The organism is Microvirga sp. M2 (assembly GCF_047497095.1).
In the GTDB taxonomy this organism is placed as follows: Bacteria; Pseudomonadota; Alphaproteobacteria; order Rhizobiales; family Beijerinckiaceae; genus Microvirga.
This window is the reverse complement of record NZ_CP134064.1, coordinates 1120648-1136044: the sequence shown is the minus strand read 5'-3', so window position 1 is coordinate 1136044 and position 15397 is coordinate 1120648. Positions and strand designations below refer to the sequence as shown.

Below are 15397 nucleotides of genomic sequence, written 5' to 3'. Positions count from 1 at the left end.
ATGTCTCGAGATACCGGCGCCGCCAAGAAGCGAACATCCGTTGCGGGGGCCTCCGCCTCGCCGTGGGCTCCCTTCCGGCACCGGGCGTACGCGGTAATCTGGACCGCGACGCTCATTGCCAATATCGGCTACTGGATGTACAGCGCGGCGTCCGGCTGGCTCATGACCAGCCTGGATGCGCACCCGCTGATGGTGTCGCTGGTCCAGGTCGCAGCCAGCCTGCCGATGTTTCTCTTCGCCCTGCCGGCCGGCGCGCTCGCCGATATCGTCGACCGGCGACAGTTCCTGGTCGGCGTCGAGGTCGGGACGACCGCGACCGCCACGGTCCTGGCCGCCCTCGTCTCATTCGGCCTCGTCACTCCGGCGTCGTTGTTGTTCTTTGTGTTCCTGGCCGGAACAGGCTCCGCCTTGGGGGCACCCGCCTGGCAATCGGTCGTGCCGCAGCTCGTCCCGAGGGAATATCTACCAGCCGCCGTGGCGGCCGACAGCGTTGGCATCAACATCAGCCGCGCCATCGGCCCGGCCCTTGGTGGCGTTCTCATCGCGGTTGTCGGAATTGCGACGCCGTTCTGGGCCAATGCCATCGCCAACCTGGCAACCGTGACGGCCCTGCTATGGTGGCGCCCGCCACCAAGAACGGCCGCCTCCGTTCCGGCGGAGCGGTTCGCGAGCGCCGTTCGCATGGGTTTACGCTATTCACGAAACAATCTGCCTCTGCGGGCGACGCTGAAGCGAGCCGCCGGGTTTTTTGTGGTTGCAAGCGCTTACTGGGCACTGCTGCCGCTCGTGGCGCGCCTCCAGATTGCTGGAGGGGCCGAGCTTTATGGGCTTCTTCTCGGCGCGATCGGCGCCGGGGCCATCGCAGGGGCTATCGCGCTGTCCTGGATAAAGGCCAAGGTCGGTCCCGATCGGATCGTCGCCTTTGGAACGTTCGGCACCGCGCTGGCCCTCCTGCTGTTCGGGCTGGCGCGCGGGCCGGCTACGGCCGTGGCGGCCAGCGCCATTGCCGGGGTCGCCTGGATCAGTGTCGTGGCGACGCTCAATGTGTCGGCCCAGATCGCCTTGCCGGACTGGGTGCGCGCCCGCGGCCTCGCAATCTATGTGACCGTGTTCTTCGGCGCGATGACGATTGGCAGCATCGTCTGGGGCGAACTCGCCGCGCATACGGGACTCCCTCCCACGCTCTACATCGCGGCGGCCAGCGCCGTCCTGGCGGTTCCGCTTTCGTCGCGCTGGCGGTTGCTGACGGCCGCTGGACTTGACCTTGCGCCCTCCATGCACTGGCCGCCACCTGTGGTGGCCCATGAAATCGAGGGCGATCAGGGCCCGGTTCTGATCACGATCGCGTACCAGGTCCTGCCTCAGAACCGCGATGCATTCCTCTTCGCGATGGAGACATTGTCCCGCGAGCGCAAGCGCGATGGTGCCTATGCATACGGGGTTTTTGAAGATGCCGCCCATCCCGGACGCTTCGTGGAGACCTTCCTGGTCGAATCCTGGCTCGAGCACTTGCGCCAGCACCAGCGCGTGACCAATGCGGACCGCAGCCAGGAAGAGGAGATCCTGCGGCTGACACAGGGACCTCCGCAGGTCACGCATCTGATTGCGGCCTCACACGCCACCACATCCCTCAAAAAGCCGTGAACCGTGTCCAGGTTGATGCCCATGCCTAGCGCATCGTACGGCCCGCTGGATCCGCTCCGAGCGATGCGCCATTTGAGGAGTAGAGCATCGATCCCAAAAGCGGGTCCGCTTTTGGGATCGATGCTCTAGCCGGCGGAGGCTACCATGTCCGAGACCGTGACAGTCGAGAACCTCATCCTCGGCGGTGGCGAGCCGGGCAAGTACATTGCCTGGGAGCTGGCGCGGCAAGGCCGCCCGACCGCCGTGGTCGAGCGCGGCCTGATCGGCGGATCGTGTCCGAACATCGCCTGCCTGCCGAGCAAGAACGTCATACACAGCGCCAAGGTCGCAGACCTGCTCCACCACGCCTCCGCCTATGGCCTGCGGACCGGGCCAGTGGCCACCGACATGGAGGGCGTTCGCGAGCGCAAGCGCGCGATGGTCGCGGGCCTGATCGAGACCCACCGCAAGAAGTTCGCGGCCAATGGTCTCGACTTCATCCTCGGCGAGGGCCGTTTCGTCGCGCCCCGCACGGCCGAGGTGTCCCTGCAAGCGGGTGGGACACGGCGGATCGAGGCCGAGCGCATCTTCCTCGATCTCGGGACGCACGCGTCCATCCCCGACGTGCCGGGCCTGGCTGATGCGTCTCCCCTGACCCCGGTCGAGATTCTCGAGCTCGACCGCCTGCCCGAGCACCTGATCGTGCTCGGCGGCGGCTATGTCGGGGCGGAATTCGCGCAAGCCTTCCGCCGGCTGGGCAGCCAGGTGACGGTGGTCGAGTTTGGGCCACAGCTCGTGGGGCGCGAGGATCCCGACGTGGCCGAGGCGGTCAAGGCGATCTTCGAGGCGGACGGCATCGCGGTCGTTCTCGGCGCGGTGACGAAAGCGGTTGCCGGGCGCTCCGGCGACACGGTGCAGTTCAGGATCGAGACACCGCAAGGCGAGCGGACGATCGAGGGCAGCGATCTCCTCGTCGCCGCCGGCCGGACGCCCAACACGCACGGGATCGGGCTCGACATTGCGGGCCTCGAACTCGATGAGCGCGGCTTCATCAAGGTCAACGAGCGTCTCGAAGCGACCGCGCCCAGTGTCTGGGCCATGGGCGAGTGCGCCGGCAGCCCGCAATTCACCCATGCGGCCTTCGACGACTTCCGGATCGTGCGCGACAACCTGGCCGGCGGCGATCACACAACGCGCGGTCGCCTGGTGCCATACTGCATGTTCATCGACCCCGAACTCGGGCGGGTCGGCTTGAGCGAGACGCAGGCGCGCCAGCAGGGTCTCGAGGTGCGGGTCGCCACGCTGCCGATGAGCTCGGTCCTGCGCGCCCAGACCCTTGGCGAAACGCGCGGATTCATGAAAGTGCTCCTCGACGCGCGTAGCGACCGCATCCTCGGCTTCACCATGCTCGGTCCCAGCGCGGGCGAGGTCATCGCGGTGGTGCAGACGGCAATGCTGGCCGGGCTGCCCTACACTGGATTGCGCGACGCCATCTTCACCCACCCGACCATGGCCGAGGGCCTCAATGTCCTCTTCGCCAACGTGCCGGCCCGGTGATCTCAATCTGCGATACCTGAGCCCATGTGAGAAAGCTGGCGTTTGGCCGACATCCCCGGATCCAGCGACCGGCGGGCCCAACGGGTGCATGGCGGCACTACAATGGCGGCGGCTGATGGGTTCGACCGCGCTGGAGGCGGGCGTGCCGGTCGTGTATGGCCGGCAGACACCGGTACTCGTTCGTGCGGGCTGGAACCGATGATGGCGCCAGCGCGTTGGCGCGATCATTGCTCGCGGAGGCGATCGATGGCCACGACGGTGCTGATCTGCGGCAAGGTCTTCGACGGCATCAACGACACGCTCCATGGGCCCACGGAGATCCTGATCGAGGACGGCGCCATCGCTGAGGTCTCCAGCTCGGTTGGACGACCGGACGGCGCGCCCGTCATCGAGCTCGCCAACCGAACCGTCACTCCAGGCTTTATCGACACCCACGTTCACCTCTGTCTGGACGGCCTTAACCTCAAGCAGCAGACCCTGCAGTGCTCCGCGGTCAAGGCCCTCGACGGCTTGCACCACGCTCAGCAGTACATGCGCTACGGTTTCACCACTCTGCGGGATATGGGCACCTTGGACCCCGATTGGCCGACGATCAATCTGCGTGACGCCCTGGCGACGGGCCGGGTGCATGGTCCCCGCCTGATCGTGGCTGCCCACATGATCAGCGCCACGGGCGGGCATGCGGACGCACAGGGCATGTTCCCGTGCCGCTGCCGCCTCGGCTTGTCGCGAGTCGCCGACTCGCCCGGCAAGATCCGCGAGCTCGTTCGCATGGAGCACGCATTCGGCGGTGACTGGATCAAGACCATGAACACCGGCGGCTACATGAGTTTCGGAGATGACCCGGCCAAGGTCACCTGGTTCGAGGACGAGATGCAGTGCCTCGCGCAGACGGCCCAGCAACTCGATCTGCCACTGGCCGTCCACACGGGCGCTGCCGAGGGCTGCAAGCAGGCTCTGCGCGCCGGAGCGCGCAGTGTGGAGCATTGCTACCTCATCGACGACGAGGGTATTGCCATGGCCGAGCGGGCCGGGGCGTTTCTCGTCCCCACCATGCAGATGACGCGCGAGGACAAGGAGCTGCTGCAAGGCGGGAAGCTGCCCCAGCAGGCCGTCTGGAAGTTCCGCCGCGACGTGGATGCGATCGAGGCGGCGCAACAACGCATTGCCCGGAGCGCAGCGAAGGTCGCCTATGGGACGGACTGCGGCATGTTTCCGTTCAGCCACGGCATTCTCGAGTTCCAGGCGATGGTGGCCGCCGGGCTGTCGCCGGCCCGTGCGCTCAAGGCGGCAACCAGTGTCGCGGCCGAGCTTCTGCAGCGCGACGATCTTGGGGTCCTCGCATCGGGCAAACAAGCGGACATCGTGGCCATGCCGGGAGATCCGCTGGCCGACATCTCGGTGACGACGAAAGTGGACTTCGTGATGAAGGCAGGTCGCGTGTACCGGCACGGATCCTACGACATCCTGCAATGAGCATTCGATGCTCCCTCCTTGGAAAGAGCGCATCGGTATTGACGGCGAACCGGATCCGCTTCGCCGAAAAAATGCTCTACCGGGTCGAGTCCTGCAGGCGGTCAACGATGGCCTGATAAAGGGGCAGTGTTGTCGGGTCGTTGGCGGCGTTGCCCGCTTCCGGATGCGAGGCAAACCTGGCAATCACGACATGGGCGGTGGGGTCTACATAAAGGGACTGACCGTGCACGCCGCGCGCCATGAATGCACCATTCTTGTTGTGAGTGACCCACCACATGCTGCGGTAGCTCCACCCGGCGAGTTGAGAGTATCCAGCCTGTGCGAAGGCGCTCCTGCTGCCGCCGCGCCTGATGCTGTTCAACGCCGCTTCCGGCACGACCGCAACGCCGTCGACCATGCCGCCGTCGAGGAACAGCTGCCCGATGCGTGCAAGGTCCCGGAGGCCCCCGTTGAAGCCGCCTCCGGCAAACGGGGTGCCGATGGAATCCACCGTGAAATAGGCTTCCAGATCCGCGCCGATCCGGCTCCAGATCCGCTCCGCCAGCAGATCGCCGACCGGCCGGCCGGTCACTCGGCTGAGGATCCAGCCCATCGCGTCGGTATTCACGGTCTTGTAGCCGAAAGCGGCACCGTGAGCGCCGCTTCGACGAACTGTGACCAGGTATTCGTAATAGTTGCGGGGACCCGCGTAATCAGCCGGTTTCGGTAGTGGGTTGCCGGCCATCGCATGCCGCCACACGTCGGCTGAGGGATCGGCATAATCCTCGCTGAATTCGAGGCCCGTGGTCATGTCGAGGACCTGTCGAACGGTAGCGTCTCCAAAGGCGCTTGCCGCAAGCTCGGGAACATAGGAATCGACGCGGCGGCTTTCGTCGAGCGTGCCTTCGGCGATGAGGATTTCCGAAAGCAGGCCAATGAGCGATTTTGTGACCGACATCGCCGCATGTCTGTTCTGCTCCGACAGACAACCGGCATAGCGCTCATAGGCGATGCGCCCCTCGTGCAGGATGACGATCCCGTCAGTGAAGTTCCGGTCGAATGCTTCCATGAACGTCATCGGCTCTGTCGCGCCTGTCGGGGTGAAGCGAACGGTTTCGATGTCGGCCCGTGGAGCCCTCTCGAGCGGACGCGGTGCCCCCAGGCCTCGCGAGACCGGCGTCGTCGGCATCAGCTGCTGAAAATGGCAGACGGACCAACGCCATTGCGGGAACGAACGATAGGTGCCGTCCGCGAAGCGGATGATCCGGTCTGGCGGCGGCGGCGAGCCCTGCATCCACCCCAGAGCGATCGGGTCGGACGCCTGAGCCGTCCATGCCGGCTGAGCCAGGGTGCATGCGGGGCCGCTCACGTCGACGGCCAAGGCCAAGGCGAGGGCGAGGGCGAGGGCGAGCAGATGCCGCTTGCCCTTCGGAAAAAACATGGCCGCCCGTCCTCCACGCTGCATCCTCGAAGTCGAATGATCATCATCCACCATCGCATGATTATGTGGCCCGAATGCGGGTGCATCAGGGGAAGACCTATGAGGACGTGGGCAAAGTCTCTCATTGACCTGATGTTTTGAGGAGTGGCACCCTGAGCCTGCGGATCTCCGACGGAGCATTGGCATGTACGATCCCGGGCAATTCCGTCTCGATCGTGAAGTGGCTCTGGTCACGGGAGCAGGCGCCGGTATCGGCCAGGCCATTGCCCAGATCTTCGCCGCGGCCGGCGCGGCCGTGGTGGTCAGCGACCTCAAGGCGGAGACCGCTGAGGCGGTCGCTGCCGAGATCGCACGGGCGGGCGGACGGGCTGTGGGGATCGGCTGCAACGTCACGCGGGAGACCGACCTTCAGGCTGCGATCCAGGCAACCGTCGACGGCTTCGGCGCCCTCACGATCCTCGTCAACAATGCCGGTGGCGGCGGCCCCAAGCCCTTCGACATGCCGATGGAGGATTTCCGTGGGGCCTTCGAGCTCAACCTGTTCTCGCTCTTTCGCCTGTCGCAACTGGCTGCGCCTCACATGGCCTCAAAAGGCCGTGGCGCGATTCTCAACATCTCGTCCATGGCCGGTGAGAACAGAAACATGCGGATGGCCTCCTACGGCTCCTCCAAGGCGGCCGTGAACCACCTCACCCGAAACATGGCCTTCGACCTCGGACCGCAAGGCATCCGGGTGAATGCCATCGCGCCGGGCGCGATCCGCACGGACGCGCTGGCAAGCGTGCTGACGCCCGAGGTCGAGAAGGCGATGCTGCGGCATACCCCGCTCGGACGCCTGGGGCGGCCCGAGGACATCGCCAACGCCGCCCTGTTCCTGTGCTCACCAGCCGCGTCCTGGATCAGCGGCCAGGTCCTCACCGTCTCAGGCGGAGGCATCCAGGAGCTGGACTGACATTTCAGAAGGGCTGGAGCGTCCCGTGGGCTGGAGATCCCGATGGCGCAATTCGATTCTTTCGCGGACTTTCGCGTGGACGGGCACGTCACCCTTGTCACCGGTGACGCACAGAACATCGGCGAGGCTACAGCATGGGACGTGCAATCGGACCCACATCCGATGCTGTCAGTTGATGCTTTTGAGCATCTTTTCACGCAAAAGTGGGAACCGGTTTTGCGTCCGATGCTCTAACGCCCGAACGTGCAATCGTCTGCGTCACCCCGATAAGGAGCGGCCTGATGGACGGAGCGACCGCGACCCGCCCTCTTCCCGTGGCTCTTGATCGCCCGGGACCCTGAATCGCCCGTGGCCCTAGATCGGTTGCTCGAACCGGCGGCCGAGCGACCGGCACGCCACGGCAAGCAGCCCGCAGAGCGCGGCGGCGATCAGGTCCGTGACGGGCGCGACAGGCAGCCAGTCCAGGCCGAGAGCGGTCGCGGCGGCGAGCACGACCATCAGGACCGCGGCCCCGAGCAGGATCCAGCTCAGGCCGTACATCAGCGGGGCCGACACGTTCACGCCCAGCCGCATCGGCTCCTCCTCTTGCGCGGGCCGCGATGCGGCTACCAGCGCCGGCGCCGGCGCCAATGGCCGTCGCTCCAGACCCAGCGCCCGCGCCGGGCGCTCCAGACCCAGCGGCCCGGCACCCAGACAAAGCCCGAACGCGGCCGCGGCCGGCGCTCGGGGCGCCGCCGGGGCGGCGGCGGCCGCCCGCCCGGGCGACCGGGGCGGCCGGGGCCGGGCCCGCTCGGCCGGCGCGGTTCGGGGCTCGGCTGGGCCGCGGCCTCGGTCGCGACCCCGACCGTCGCGGCCGCCGTGCCCGCAATCCACGTCAGAAACAACCGTCGTGACAGCATGGCGCTCTCCTGTGCCGACCTGCGCGGGCCTTCATGGCGCCGCCATGGCGCCGGCAGTCGCGACGCCTTCGCTCGGGCTCGGCGGGTGCGCCCGGGCCAGCGCGGCCTGCAGCCGGGCCTCCTGCTCGGGCGACAGCGACGAGCGGATCACATGGCCCTTGAACCCCGCCAGCCCGGCGAGCACCTTCTCGGGCTGCGACTTGCGGATCAGCAGGAACAGGGCCGAGGTCTCGGGCTTGAGCGTCTGGCCGATCGCCTTGATGAAGTCGTCGTTGATGCCGTAATCGATCAGGCTCCCGGACAAAGCCCCCGAGCCCACCCCGACCGCACCGCCGATGGCAAAGCCGGCGAGCGGATTGAGAAACAGCAGGCCGATCAGGCTGCCCCACAGGGCGCCGCGCAGGCCGCCCGAGGCCGCGCCCAGGCTCACCAGGTTGACGCTCTGCTTGATGCGCACCGTGCCGTCCAGGCCGCGGATCGCCACGACGGCATCCTCGAGATCGATCAGGTATTCCTTCTGCAGGCGCGTCAGTTCGGTCAGGACGCGGTCCGCATCGGTCGGGTTGTCGAACCCGACGACCACCAGTTCAGCCATCGACCGGCCTCCTCTGGAAGCAGTGCGGCCCCTGTCCGGTGAGCAACGTGGATGTCGGCCGCGGATTGCGGGACAGTTGAGAAAACCCCCGACGCCACACACGCCCCCAAGATTACCTGGGAAAAACCCTGATGCCGCACGCGCCTCTCTCCGGCGCGAGGGCCTCGATTCGATCGGCTGAGGCTTTCCTCGCTCACTTAACCGCCGCATGATGGCGAAAATCCGACGGCGCACCGCATTGCGGGTCCCGGTCCGGCAGGGGAGCTGCGGGATCGGCGGAGTGGGAGTAAACTGGCCCGATCGGAGGAAGGGCTCTCCCATGCTCAGCCACGACGATATCGATCCCACCCCGCGGGACCGGAGCGCGATCCAGCGACGGCTCGATATCGGCAGTCGCGCCAACGGCGGTGCTCCGGCGCGCCCTCTGACCCGCGCCCGCTTTCTTTCCGCTCGTGACCCTATCGTCAGGAGGACCTCGTGATTGTCGCAGATGTCATGACCACACCGGTGATCAGCGTAGAGCCGTCCACCACCATCGCCGAAGCCGCACAGCTCATGCTGGCGAATCGGATCAGCGGCCTTCCCGTCACGACGCGGGACGGCACGCTGGTCGGGATGATCAGCGAAGGGGACCTTTTGCGCAGAGGGGAGCTCGGCACCGAACGCAGGCGGTCCTCATGGCTCGGATTCCTCGTCGGTCCCGGAAAACTGGCCGATGAATACGTGCGGACCCACGGCCGTAGGGTCGAGCAGGTGATGTCGACGGATCCCGTGACGACGCGCCGGGATGCGCTGCTCGAAGAGGTCGTCACGGCGATGAGCCGCCACCAGATCAAGCGGCTGCCGGTGCTCGAAGGCGGGAAGGTGATCGGAATCGTGGCCCGCTCCGACGTGTTGCGGGCTCTCGCGCGGACCCTGCCGACGGCCTCCCCCGCCACCATTGCCGATGATCAGATCCGCGAAGCCGTCCTGGCGGAGCTCGACTCGCAGAAGTGGGGCAGCAAGTTCATCCGGGTTCATGTCGAGAATGGCGTGGTGACCCTGACGGGCGCAATCTTCGATGAACGCATGCGGCAGGCCGCCAAGGTCGTGGCCGAGAACGTGCCTGGGGTGCAGGCGGTGATTGATCAGGTGGCGTGGATCGAGCCGCATTCGGGAATCGTGGTCCTGCCGGAGGAGAGCGGACCGCACCAGAATGCTTCGCAGTGAATGGCAGCGCCCGTTGCCCTAATCCTATGACCGTCCAGTGAGGGTTTCCGACTGCGACGATCATCGAGGTCGTTCTACAGCATCGAACGTGGGGTCGATTTCCCGTCCGGCTGTCCGGCCCGAAATCCTCCTTTCTGATCTCATCACGCCTCCCTTGGATGGCAGCGTATGGTCGCAGCGTATGCTGGCTCACTCCCGCACGGGGGAGATCGGTCATCTATGGCGCACGGCCGCTGGATCCATCTGAGACGGCCTAGAACCGGCGGGCGAGGATCATCTTCTTGATCTCGGCGATGGCCTTCGCCGGGTTCAGGCTCTTCGGGCAGGTGTTCGAACAGTTCATGATCGTGTGGCAGCGATAGAGCCGGAATGGATCATGCAGCGTGTCAAGCCGTCGATCCGTAGCCTCGTCGCGGGAATCGACAAGCCAACGATAGGCCTGGAGCAGGGCCGCTGGCCCGATATAGCGGTCGCCGTTCCACCAGTAGCTCGGGCAGGAGGTGGTGCAGCAGGCGCAGAGAATGCACTCGTACAGGCCGTCAAGCTTGGAGCGCTCTTGAGGGGTCTGCCGCCACTCGGTCTCCGGCGGAGGGGTTTCGGTCTGAAGCCAGGGCTCGATAAGCGCGTGCTGGGCGAAGAAGCTCGTGAGGTCGGGCACGAGGTCCTTCAGCACCGGCATGTGCGGCAGCGGATAGATCTTGATCGTGTCGGTCCGACAATCGTCCATGCCCAAGGTGCAGGCCAATGTATTCAGCCCCATGATGTTCATGGCGCAGGACCCGCAGACGCCCTCGCGGCAGGAGCGTCGGAAGGTCAGCGTCGGATCGACGTTGTTCTTGATCCAGAGCAGCGCGTCGAGGACCATCGGGCCGCAATCGTCGCGGTCGATAAAGTAGGTATCGATGCGCGGATTGGCGCCGTCGTCCGGGTTCCAGCGGTAGATGCGGAACTTCTGGACGTTGCTGGCCCCGGCCGGCTTTTGCCAGGTCTTGCCTTCGGTGTACTTGGAATTCTTGGGAAGCGTGAACTGGGCCATTCAGATGCTCCTCCTGCCGCAGGATCTGTTGCCGCTTTCGTCGGTTCGACCCGGAATGGACGCCCTGACCCCAGGCAGTCACCGCCGCGCCGGCCCGGCATGCATGATGTCATCGTTCTGGGGACCGTCGACGATCAGGAAGCCGACAAGCCCACGCTCCAGCCGCGATAGCGCATGGTCGACCAGAGAATAGCGACCGGGCCGGCGGATCTTGAAATCGGCGATGACGGCGCCGCCCGGGGGCACCAGGACGGTTTGCATGCCCGTCAGCGGCAACCCGCCAAGGCTGGAGCCCTGGGAGACGTGATCGAACATCTCGCCGATGACATGGAGCGACGAGGCATAATTTGGTCCGCCGACTCCAAAGAACAGGCGCACTGTCTCTCCTGGCCGCGCCCGCAGCGGATGGCTTCGCGTGAGCGCACCGACGGATCCGTTGAACAGGAAGTATTCCGGCCGCTCCGAAATGAGCTTCTCGTAATCCATCTCCTGGTCGCCTTGGAATCCGAATGGCTGTGTCGTGTAGAGTTCGCCCTGCATGACGTAGAATTCTCGGTCGACCTGCGGAAGGCCGCCTTCCGGCTCGACGAGGATCAGGCCATACATGCCATTGGTGACATGGTGCGCGACCATGGGTGTCGCACAATGGTAAACGAAGAGGCCGGGTGTCAGCGCCTTGAATGTGACGATACTCTCCTGCCCCGGATCGGTTTGCGTGAACTCAGCGCCGCCCCCCGGGCCTGTCGCGGCATGGAAATCTACGGAATGGACCATCAGGCTGTCATCGCTGTTCTTGAGATGCACTTCAACCGTATCGCCGACGCGCACGCGCACGAATGGACCAGGCACTTTCCGGTTGAAGGTCCAGTAGCCGTAAGTGGTCTTATCGTCCAATTGCCCTTTCAATTCGACAGCCTGGAGATCGACGCGCACCACCTGAGGTGACCTGACCCCGATGGGCGGCGGCAGGTCGATCGGATCATGCACGATATCGGGAGCCGACGCTTGCATGGCGGCCCGCGGCCCGGGCATGACCCGAAGGCGCCCCTCCATGCCGGCCTCTCGGTGGCCCGGCACGGAGCAGAAATACGCGAACTCGCCGGCCTTGTCGGCCAGGAAGGCGAAAGTGGTGCTGGCCCCTTTGCCGACTACTCTCTCCGAGCGGGCGGCATACTGGTCGATGACGACGTCGTGCTCGGCCCCCTCCCCGTTGATGAGGTTGACCTGCACGGTCTCATCCTCGTGGACCCTGAGCGTCGGATTGACCCGACCGTCGATGTCGCCGCCGACGCCGATGAACACCATCTTGCCCTGAGCCACGCCGGAGCGCAACGTGAACACAGCCGGGGCATGCATCCGCAGGGTGGCCGGCGGGCGAGGCCCGGCTGCCGGGCCTGGAGGAGTTGGCGCGTTGGCCGCCGGAGCCGCAGGCTGGGCCTGCACCTGCAGGTCGCCGGGCTGGGGCATCGGCTGGGCTTGTGCCGGGAAGCCGAGGACCGTGAATAGGGCTGCCAACAGGAAGGTTGAGGTGAGGATCCGCATGGGTGATCCGTTCAGGCACAATTTCCACGATGCGGGGCCAAGCGCCCAGGCGCTCCCAAGGGCCCCGTTCACCATGCGGAGAACCGTAGGAGCGCTGACCGGTTCCTCCAGGCATGCCGTGCTGTCCCGCTCAAGCGGGGCGTCACCGTTCCGTTGGTCTGCTGGCGTACCGAGTTTGTCCTTGTCCGGCCGTTCTGGCCGACGTCATCCCAATCCTTGCCGCGGGTCGGGCTCTCTCGACCACTTGCCCCAGGATCCTTCGGGATCAGACATGTCCGCCGTCGATCGGTCACGACACACCGCTTGATCTTGCCACCGTTGCAAGGCCCATGCTGAGCCAAATTCAGCGGCCAGGAGGTCTTTATGGCCACCGACAGGCAGACTTGGAAGCCGCGATCCATGCGGCACTGAAGCAGGCCGCTGCCGGGAACAGGCTCGACGTGGCAGAGCATCTCTTGCAGGCCATCGAAGTCCTCGCGGACGTCTCCCGTCCCCGCGCAGGCACAGGATCGCAATGCGGGCGATCCTCCTCGAATGCAAGCAGGGCATGATGGTCCGCTCCGCCCAGGCGCGGAACGGCATCAGCCGCCTGCCCGAGGTCACCGGCGACAAATCGGCCAAGAAGAAGTTCCAGGCCCACCCCATTCGCTACCTCCATATCGACATTGCCGAAGTGCGCACCGAGGAGGGACGGCTCTATCAGCTGGTTGCGATTGATCGCACCAGCAAGTTTGCCTTCGTGGAGCTGCACGAGAAGGAGACAACCGCGATCACCGGCGACTTCCTGCGTGCGCTGATCAAAGCTGTTCCTTACAAGGTTCACACGGTCCTGACCGGCCATGGCATTCACTTCACCACGCCCAGCAACACGGCTTCTGCAGCCCCGCTGATCAAGAAAGCGATGAAACGAGGCGAGCTCTTCCGGGCCAATGCCTTTGAGTATGCCTGTGCCCAGAACGATGTGGACCATCGCCTGACCCAGTCGAGGCATCCCTGGACGAATGGTCAGGTCGAGCGGATGAACCGCACCCTCAAGGACGCGACGGTCGTACGCTACTACTACGACAGCCATGACCAGCTCCGGCAGCATCCGGCAGACTTCGTGAGTGCCTACAACTTCGCCCGACGGCTCAAGACTCTGCAGGGCCTCAGTCCCTACGAGATCATTTGCAAAACCTGGCTCAAGGAGCCCAAACGCTTCAGCTTTGACTCCGCCCATCAAATGCCGCGACTGAACATCTAGCCATCCCAAAAGATGGAGATTCCGCAGGGCCTCGGAAAGCGGCAGGCTCTGCGCTTTAGGAACTCCCTTACCTGATACAGGACGAGGCCTTCTAAAGAGCGCGCCGGAGGATCTTGCCGACCGGGGTCTTTGGAAGCGCAGTCCGGAACTCTACATACTTCGGAACCTTGTAGGGGGTCAGATTCCTGCGGCAGTGCTCGATAAGCACCTCCACCGTCAGATCAGGGTCGCGTTTCACGACCGCGATCACCACGGCCTCACCACTGTCGGGATCCGGTCTTCCGACCGCGCCGGCTTCCAGCACCCCCGGGTGCAGCATGACGACATCCTCCACTTCGCTCGGAAACACCTTGAACCCGGAAACGACGATCATATCCTTTTTGCGGTCGACGATCCGTACGAAGCCTACTTCATCGACTGTCGCGATATCGCCGGTGCGCAGAAAACCGTCCGTCATCATGACCTGTGCCGTCTCGTCAGGCCGGTTCCAGTAGCCTTTCATCACCTGCGGTCCACGCACGCACAGCTCTCCCGTCTCGCCAAAAGACAGGTTGCGGCCATCATCATCCCGGATAGCAATATCAGTCGATGGGACAGGAAGTCCGACCGAGCCTTTGTAATCCTGAAGATCGAGCGGGTTGATTGTTACAATGGGGGAAGTCTCGGTCAGGCCATAGCCCTCGATGAGCGGTCGTCCGGTCACCTGCTTCCATCTTTCAGCGACGGCACGTTGCACAGCCATTCCGCCAGCCATGCAGAATTCAAGCCGAGAAAAGTCAAGCTGAGCAAAATCAGGGTTGTTGAGAAGGGCAGCGAAGAGGGTGTTCACGCCCGTCATATCGGTGAAGCGATGCTTGCGGAGTTCCTTAACGAGTCCAGGTATGTCGCGCGGGTTTGGAATCAGGATGTCACGCGCACCGATCTTGAAGAAGACGAGACAGTTCGCGGTCAAAGCGAAGATGTGATAGAGTGGCAGTGCCGTGACGACGGTCTCCTCCCCTTCCTGCAGGAAGGACTGGAGCCAGGCATTGGCCTGCTGAACGTTTGCGATGAGATTGCGGTGGGTCAGCATCGCGCCCTTTGGCACACCGGTCGTTCCGCCCGTATACTGGAGGAAAGCGATGTCCTCCGGCCCAGGATCCGCCGGGTTCCAAGATAGCTTTGCGCCTTGGCTAAGGGCCGCCCGGAATGGAACCGCGTGGGGAATGCTCCATGGCGGGACCAGTTTCTTCACATGCTTGATCGTGAAATTGACGATCTGCCGCTTCGGAAAATGAAGAAGGTCGCCAATTTGCGTCGTGACCACATGCCTTACATTGGTCTTTTCCAGGACCTGCTCCAGAACGTGTGCAAAGTTCTCGACGATGACGATCGCCTCGGCCCCAGAGTCCCGCAGCTGGTATTCCAGCTCACGAGGGCTGTAGAGAGGATTGCAGTTGACCACGATGTATCCGGCCCGCAGAGCCCCAAACATCGCGACTGGATACTGGAGGAGATTCGGCATCATCAGGGCGATCCGAGCACCAGGTCTGAGTCTCGGGGCACTTTGGAGATAAGCGCCAAACCGGCGGGTGAGCTGGTCGAGCTGCGCGTAGGTGATCTCCGCTCCCAGGCAGCTAAATGCCGGCAGCGGTCCGAACTTGCGGTGGCTGTCATCGAAGAGAGCGATGAGGGAGCGGTATTCATCTGCATTGATCTCGGCAGGGATTCCGGCCGGGTATCGCTTCAGCCAGACCCTCTCAAGTCCCCCTTCGCGGGAGGGTTCGAAAACGCTGTCAGGTGCGGAGCTAGTCCGCTCGCTGCTGGATAGAGGTGTGCCATGCTCTGTCGTCTCCGACATCGGAA

General features: G+C 64.6%; 13 protein-coding genes and 1 pseudogene. 7 read left to right on the top strand and 7 right to left on the bottom strand.

From position 1 onward, the window contains the following. The 3 genes from RE429_RS24930 to RE429_RS24920 all read left to right on the top strand — a co-directional run bounded on the left by RE429_RS24930 (nucleotide 1) and on the right by RE429_RS24920 (nucleotide 4656). A complete protein-coding gene (locus tag RE429_RS24930) occupies nucleotides 1-1644 on the top strand; it encodes an MFS transporter (protein WP_414474436.1) in 1644 nt (547 codons plus the stop codon). Between the two features lie 144 nt (nucleotides 1645-1788). After that, nucleotides 1789-3180 (top strand): mercuric reductase, encoded by a 1392-nt coding sequence (locus RE429_RS24925; RefSeq protein WP_414474435.1) that lies wholly within the window; start codon nucleotides 1789-1791, stop codon nucleotides 3178-3180. 246 nt (nucleotides 3181-3426) lie between these two features. Then, a complete protein-coding gene (locus RE429_RS24920) occupies nucleotides 3427-4656 on the top strand; it encodes an amidohydrolase family protein (protein ID WP_414474434.1) in 1230 nt (409 codons plus the stop codon). Between the two features lie 76 nt (nucleotides 4657-4732). On the opposite strand, the gene RE429_RS24915 is transcribed toward RE429_RS24920, so the two are convergent. Then, complete coding sequence (locus tag RE429_RS24915; RefSeq protein ID WP_414474433.1) at nucleotides 4733-6076, bottom strand: serine hydrolase domain-containing protein; 1344 nt, start codon at nucleotides 6074-6076, stop codon at nucleotides 4733-4735. 184 nt (nucleotides 6077-6260) lie between these two features. Here RE429_RS24915 and hdhA point away from each other — a divergent pair, with 184 nt between their 5' ends. Both hdhA and RE429_RS24905 read left to right on the top strand, forming a co-directional pair. Then, nucleotides 6261-7028: a 7-alpha-hydroxysteroid dehydrogenase gene (gene hdhA, locus RE429_RS24910; protein WP_414474432.1), complete on the top strand. Its 768-nt coding sequence runs from the start codon at nucleotides 6261-6263 to the stop codon at nucleotides 7026-7028. A 42-nt stretch (nucleotides 7029-7070) separates the two neighbouring features. Next, a complete protein-coding gene (locus tag RE429_RS24905) occupies nucleotides 7071-7262 on the top strand; it encodes a hypothetical protein (RefSeq protein WP_414474431.1) in 192 nt (63 codons plus the stop codon). Nucleotides 7263-7382: 120 nt separating this feature from the next. On the opposite strand, the gene RE429_RS24900 is transcribed toward RE429_RS24905, so the two are convergent. From RE429_RS24900 to RE429_RS24890, 3 genes are read right to left on the bottom strand one after another with little or no spacing between them, the layout of a single operon-like run. After that, on the bottom strand, nucleotides 7383-7589 hold the full coding sequence (locus RE429_RS24900) for a hypothetical protein (RefSeq protein WP_414474430.1): 207 nt from the start codon (nucleotides 7587-7589) through the stop codon (nucleotides 7383-7385). Between the two features lie 44 nt (nucleotides 7590-7633). Further along, nucleotides 7634-7927, bottom strand: a complete 294-nt coding sequence (locus RE429_RS24895; protein WP_414474429.1) for a hypothetical protein — start codon at nucleotides 7925-7927, stop codon at nucleotides 7634-7636. A gap of 31 nt (nucleotides 7928-7958) precedes the next feature. Continuing rightward, nucleotides 7959-8522 carry a DUF1269 domain-containing protein gene (locus tag RE429_RS24890; RefSeq protein ID WP_414474428.1) on the bottom strand — a complete coding sequence of 188 codons (564 nt, stop codon included), beginning with the start codon at nucleotides 8520-8522 and terminating at the stop codon, nucleotides 7959-7961. A gap of 477 nt (nucleotides 8523-8999) precedes the next feature. Between RE429_RS24890 and RE429_RS24885 the strand changes: the two genes are divergently transcribed. Then, on the top strand, nucleotides 9000-9731 hold the full coding sequence (locus RE429_RS24885; RefSeq protein WP_414474427.1) for a CBS domain-containing protein: 732 nt from the start codon (nucleotides 9000-9002) through the stop codon (nucleotides 9729-9731). Nucleotides 9732-9984: 253 nt separating this feature from the next. Here the strand turns inward: RE429_RS24885 and RE429_RS24880 are convergent, their stop codons facing one another. Together RE429_RS24880 and nirK are read right to left on the bottom strand one after the other, a co-directional pair. Further along, nucleotides 9985-10767: a succinate dehydrogenase iron-sulfur subunit gene (locus RE429_RS24880; RefSeq protein WP_414474426.1), complete on the bottom strand. Its 783-nt coding sequence runs from the start codon at nucleotides 10765-10767 to the stop codon at nucleotides 9985-9987. 78 nt (nucleotides 10768-10845) lie between these two features. Further along, on the bottom strand, nucleotides 10846-12309 hold the full coding sequence (gene nirK / locus RE429_RS24875) for a copper-containing nitrite reductase (RefSeq protein ID WP_414474425.1): 1464 nt from the start codon (nucleotides 12307-12309) through the stop codon (nucleotides 10846-10848). A 571-nt stretch (nucleotides 12310-12880) separates the two neighbouring features. On the opposite strand from nirK, the pseudogene RE429_RS24870 reads away from it, so the two are divergent. Next, nucleotides 12881-13552 (top strand): annotated as a pseudogene (locus RE429_RS24870) (integrase core domain-containing protein); the annotation flags it as partial. A 91-nt stretch (nucleotides 13553-13643) separates the two neighbouring features. Here the strand turns inward: RE429_RS24870 and RE429_RS24865 are convergent. Continuing rightward, complete coding sequence (locus tag RE429_RS24865) at nucleotides 13644-15392, bottom strand: AMP-binding protein (protein ID WP_414474424.1); 1749 nt, start codon at nucleotides 15390-15392, stop codon at nucleotides 13644-13646. Between the last annotated feature and the right edge of the window lie 5 nt (nucleotides 15393-15397).

Coding starts and splice junctions, on each gene's coding strand:
- RE429_RS24930 (WP_414474436.1), top strand. CDS start 1: ATGTCTCGAGATACCGGCGCCGCCAAGAAGCGAACATCCGTTGCGGGG.
- RE429_RS24925 (WP_414474435.1), top strand. CDS start 1,789: ATGTCCGAGACCGTGACAGTCGAGAACCTCATCCTCGGCGGTGGCGAG.
- RE429_RS24920 (WP_414474434.1), top strand. CDS start 3,427: ATGGCCACGACGGTGCTGATCTGCGGCAAGGTCTTCGACGGCATCAAC.
- RE429_RS24915 (WP_414474433.1), bottom strand. CDS start 6,076: ATGTTTTTTCCGAAGGGCAAGCGGCATCTGCTCGCCCTCGCCCTCGCC.
- hdhA (WP_414474432.1), top strand. CDS start 6,261: ATGTACGATCCCGGGCAATTCCGTCTCGATCGTGAAGTGGCTCTGGTC.
- RE429_RS24905 (WP_414474431.1), top strand. CDS start 7,071: ATGGCGCAATTCGATTCTTTCGCGGACTTTCGCGTGGACGGGCACGTC.
- RE429_RS24895 (WP_414474429.1), bottom strand. CDS start 7,927: ATGCTGTCACGACGGTTGTTTCTGACGTGGATTGCGGGCACGGCGGCC.
- RE429_RS24890 (WP_414474428.1), bottom strand. CDS start 8,522: ATGGCTGAACTGGTGGTCGTCGGGTTCGACAACCCGACCGATGCGGAC.
- RE429_RS24880 (WP_414474426.1), bottom strand. CDS start 10,767: ATGGCCCAGTTCACGCTTCCCAAGAATTCCAAGTACACCGAAGGCAAG.
- nirK (WP_414474425.1), bottom strand. CDS start 12,309: ATGCGGATCCTCACCTCAACCTTCCTGTTGGCAGCCCTATTCACGGTC.
- RE429_RS24865 (WP_414474424.1), bottom strand. CDS start 15,392: ATGTCGGAGACGACAGAGCATGGCACACCTCTATCCAGCAGCGAGCGG.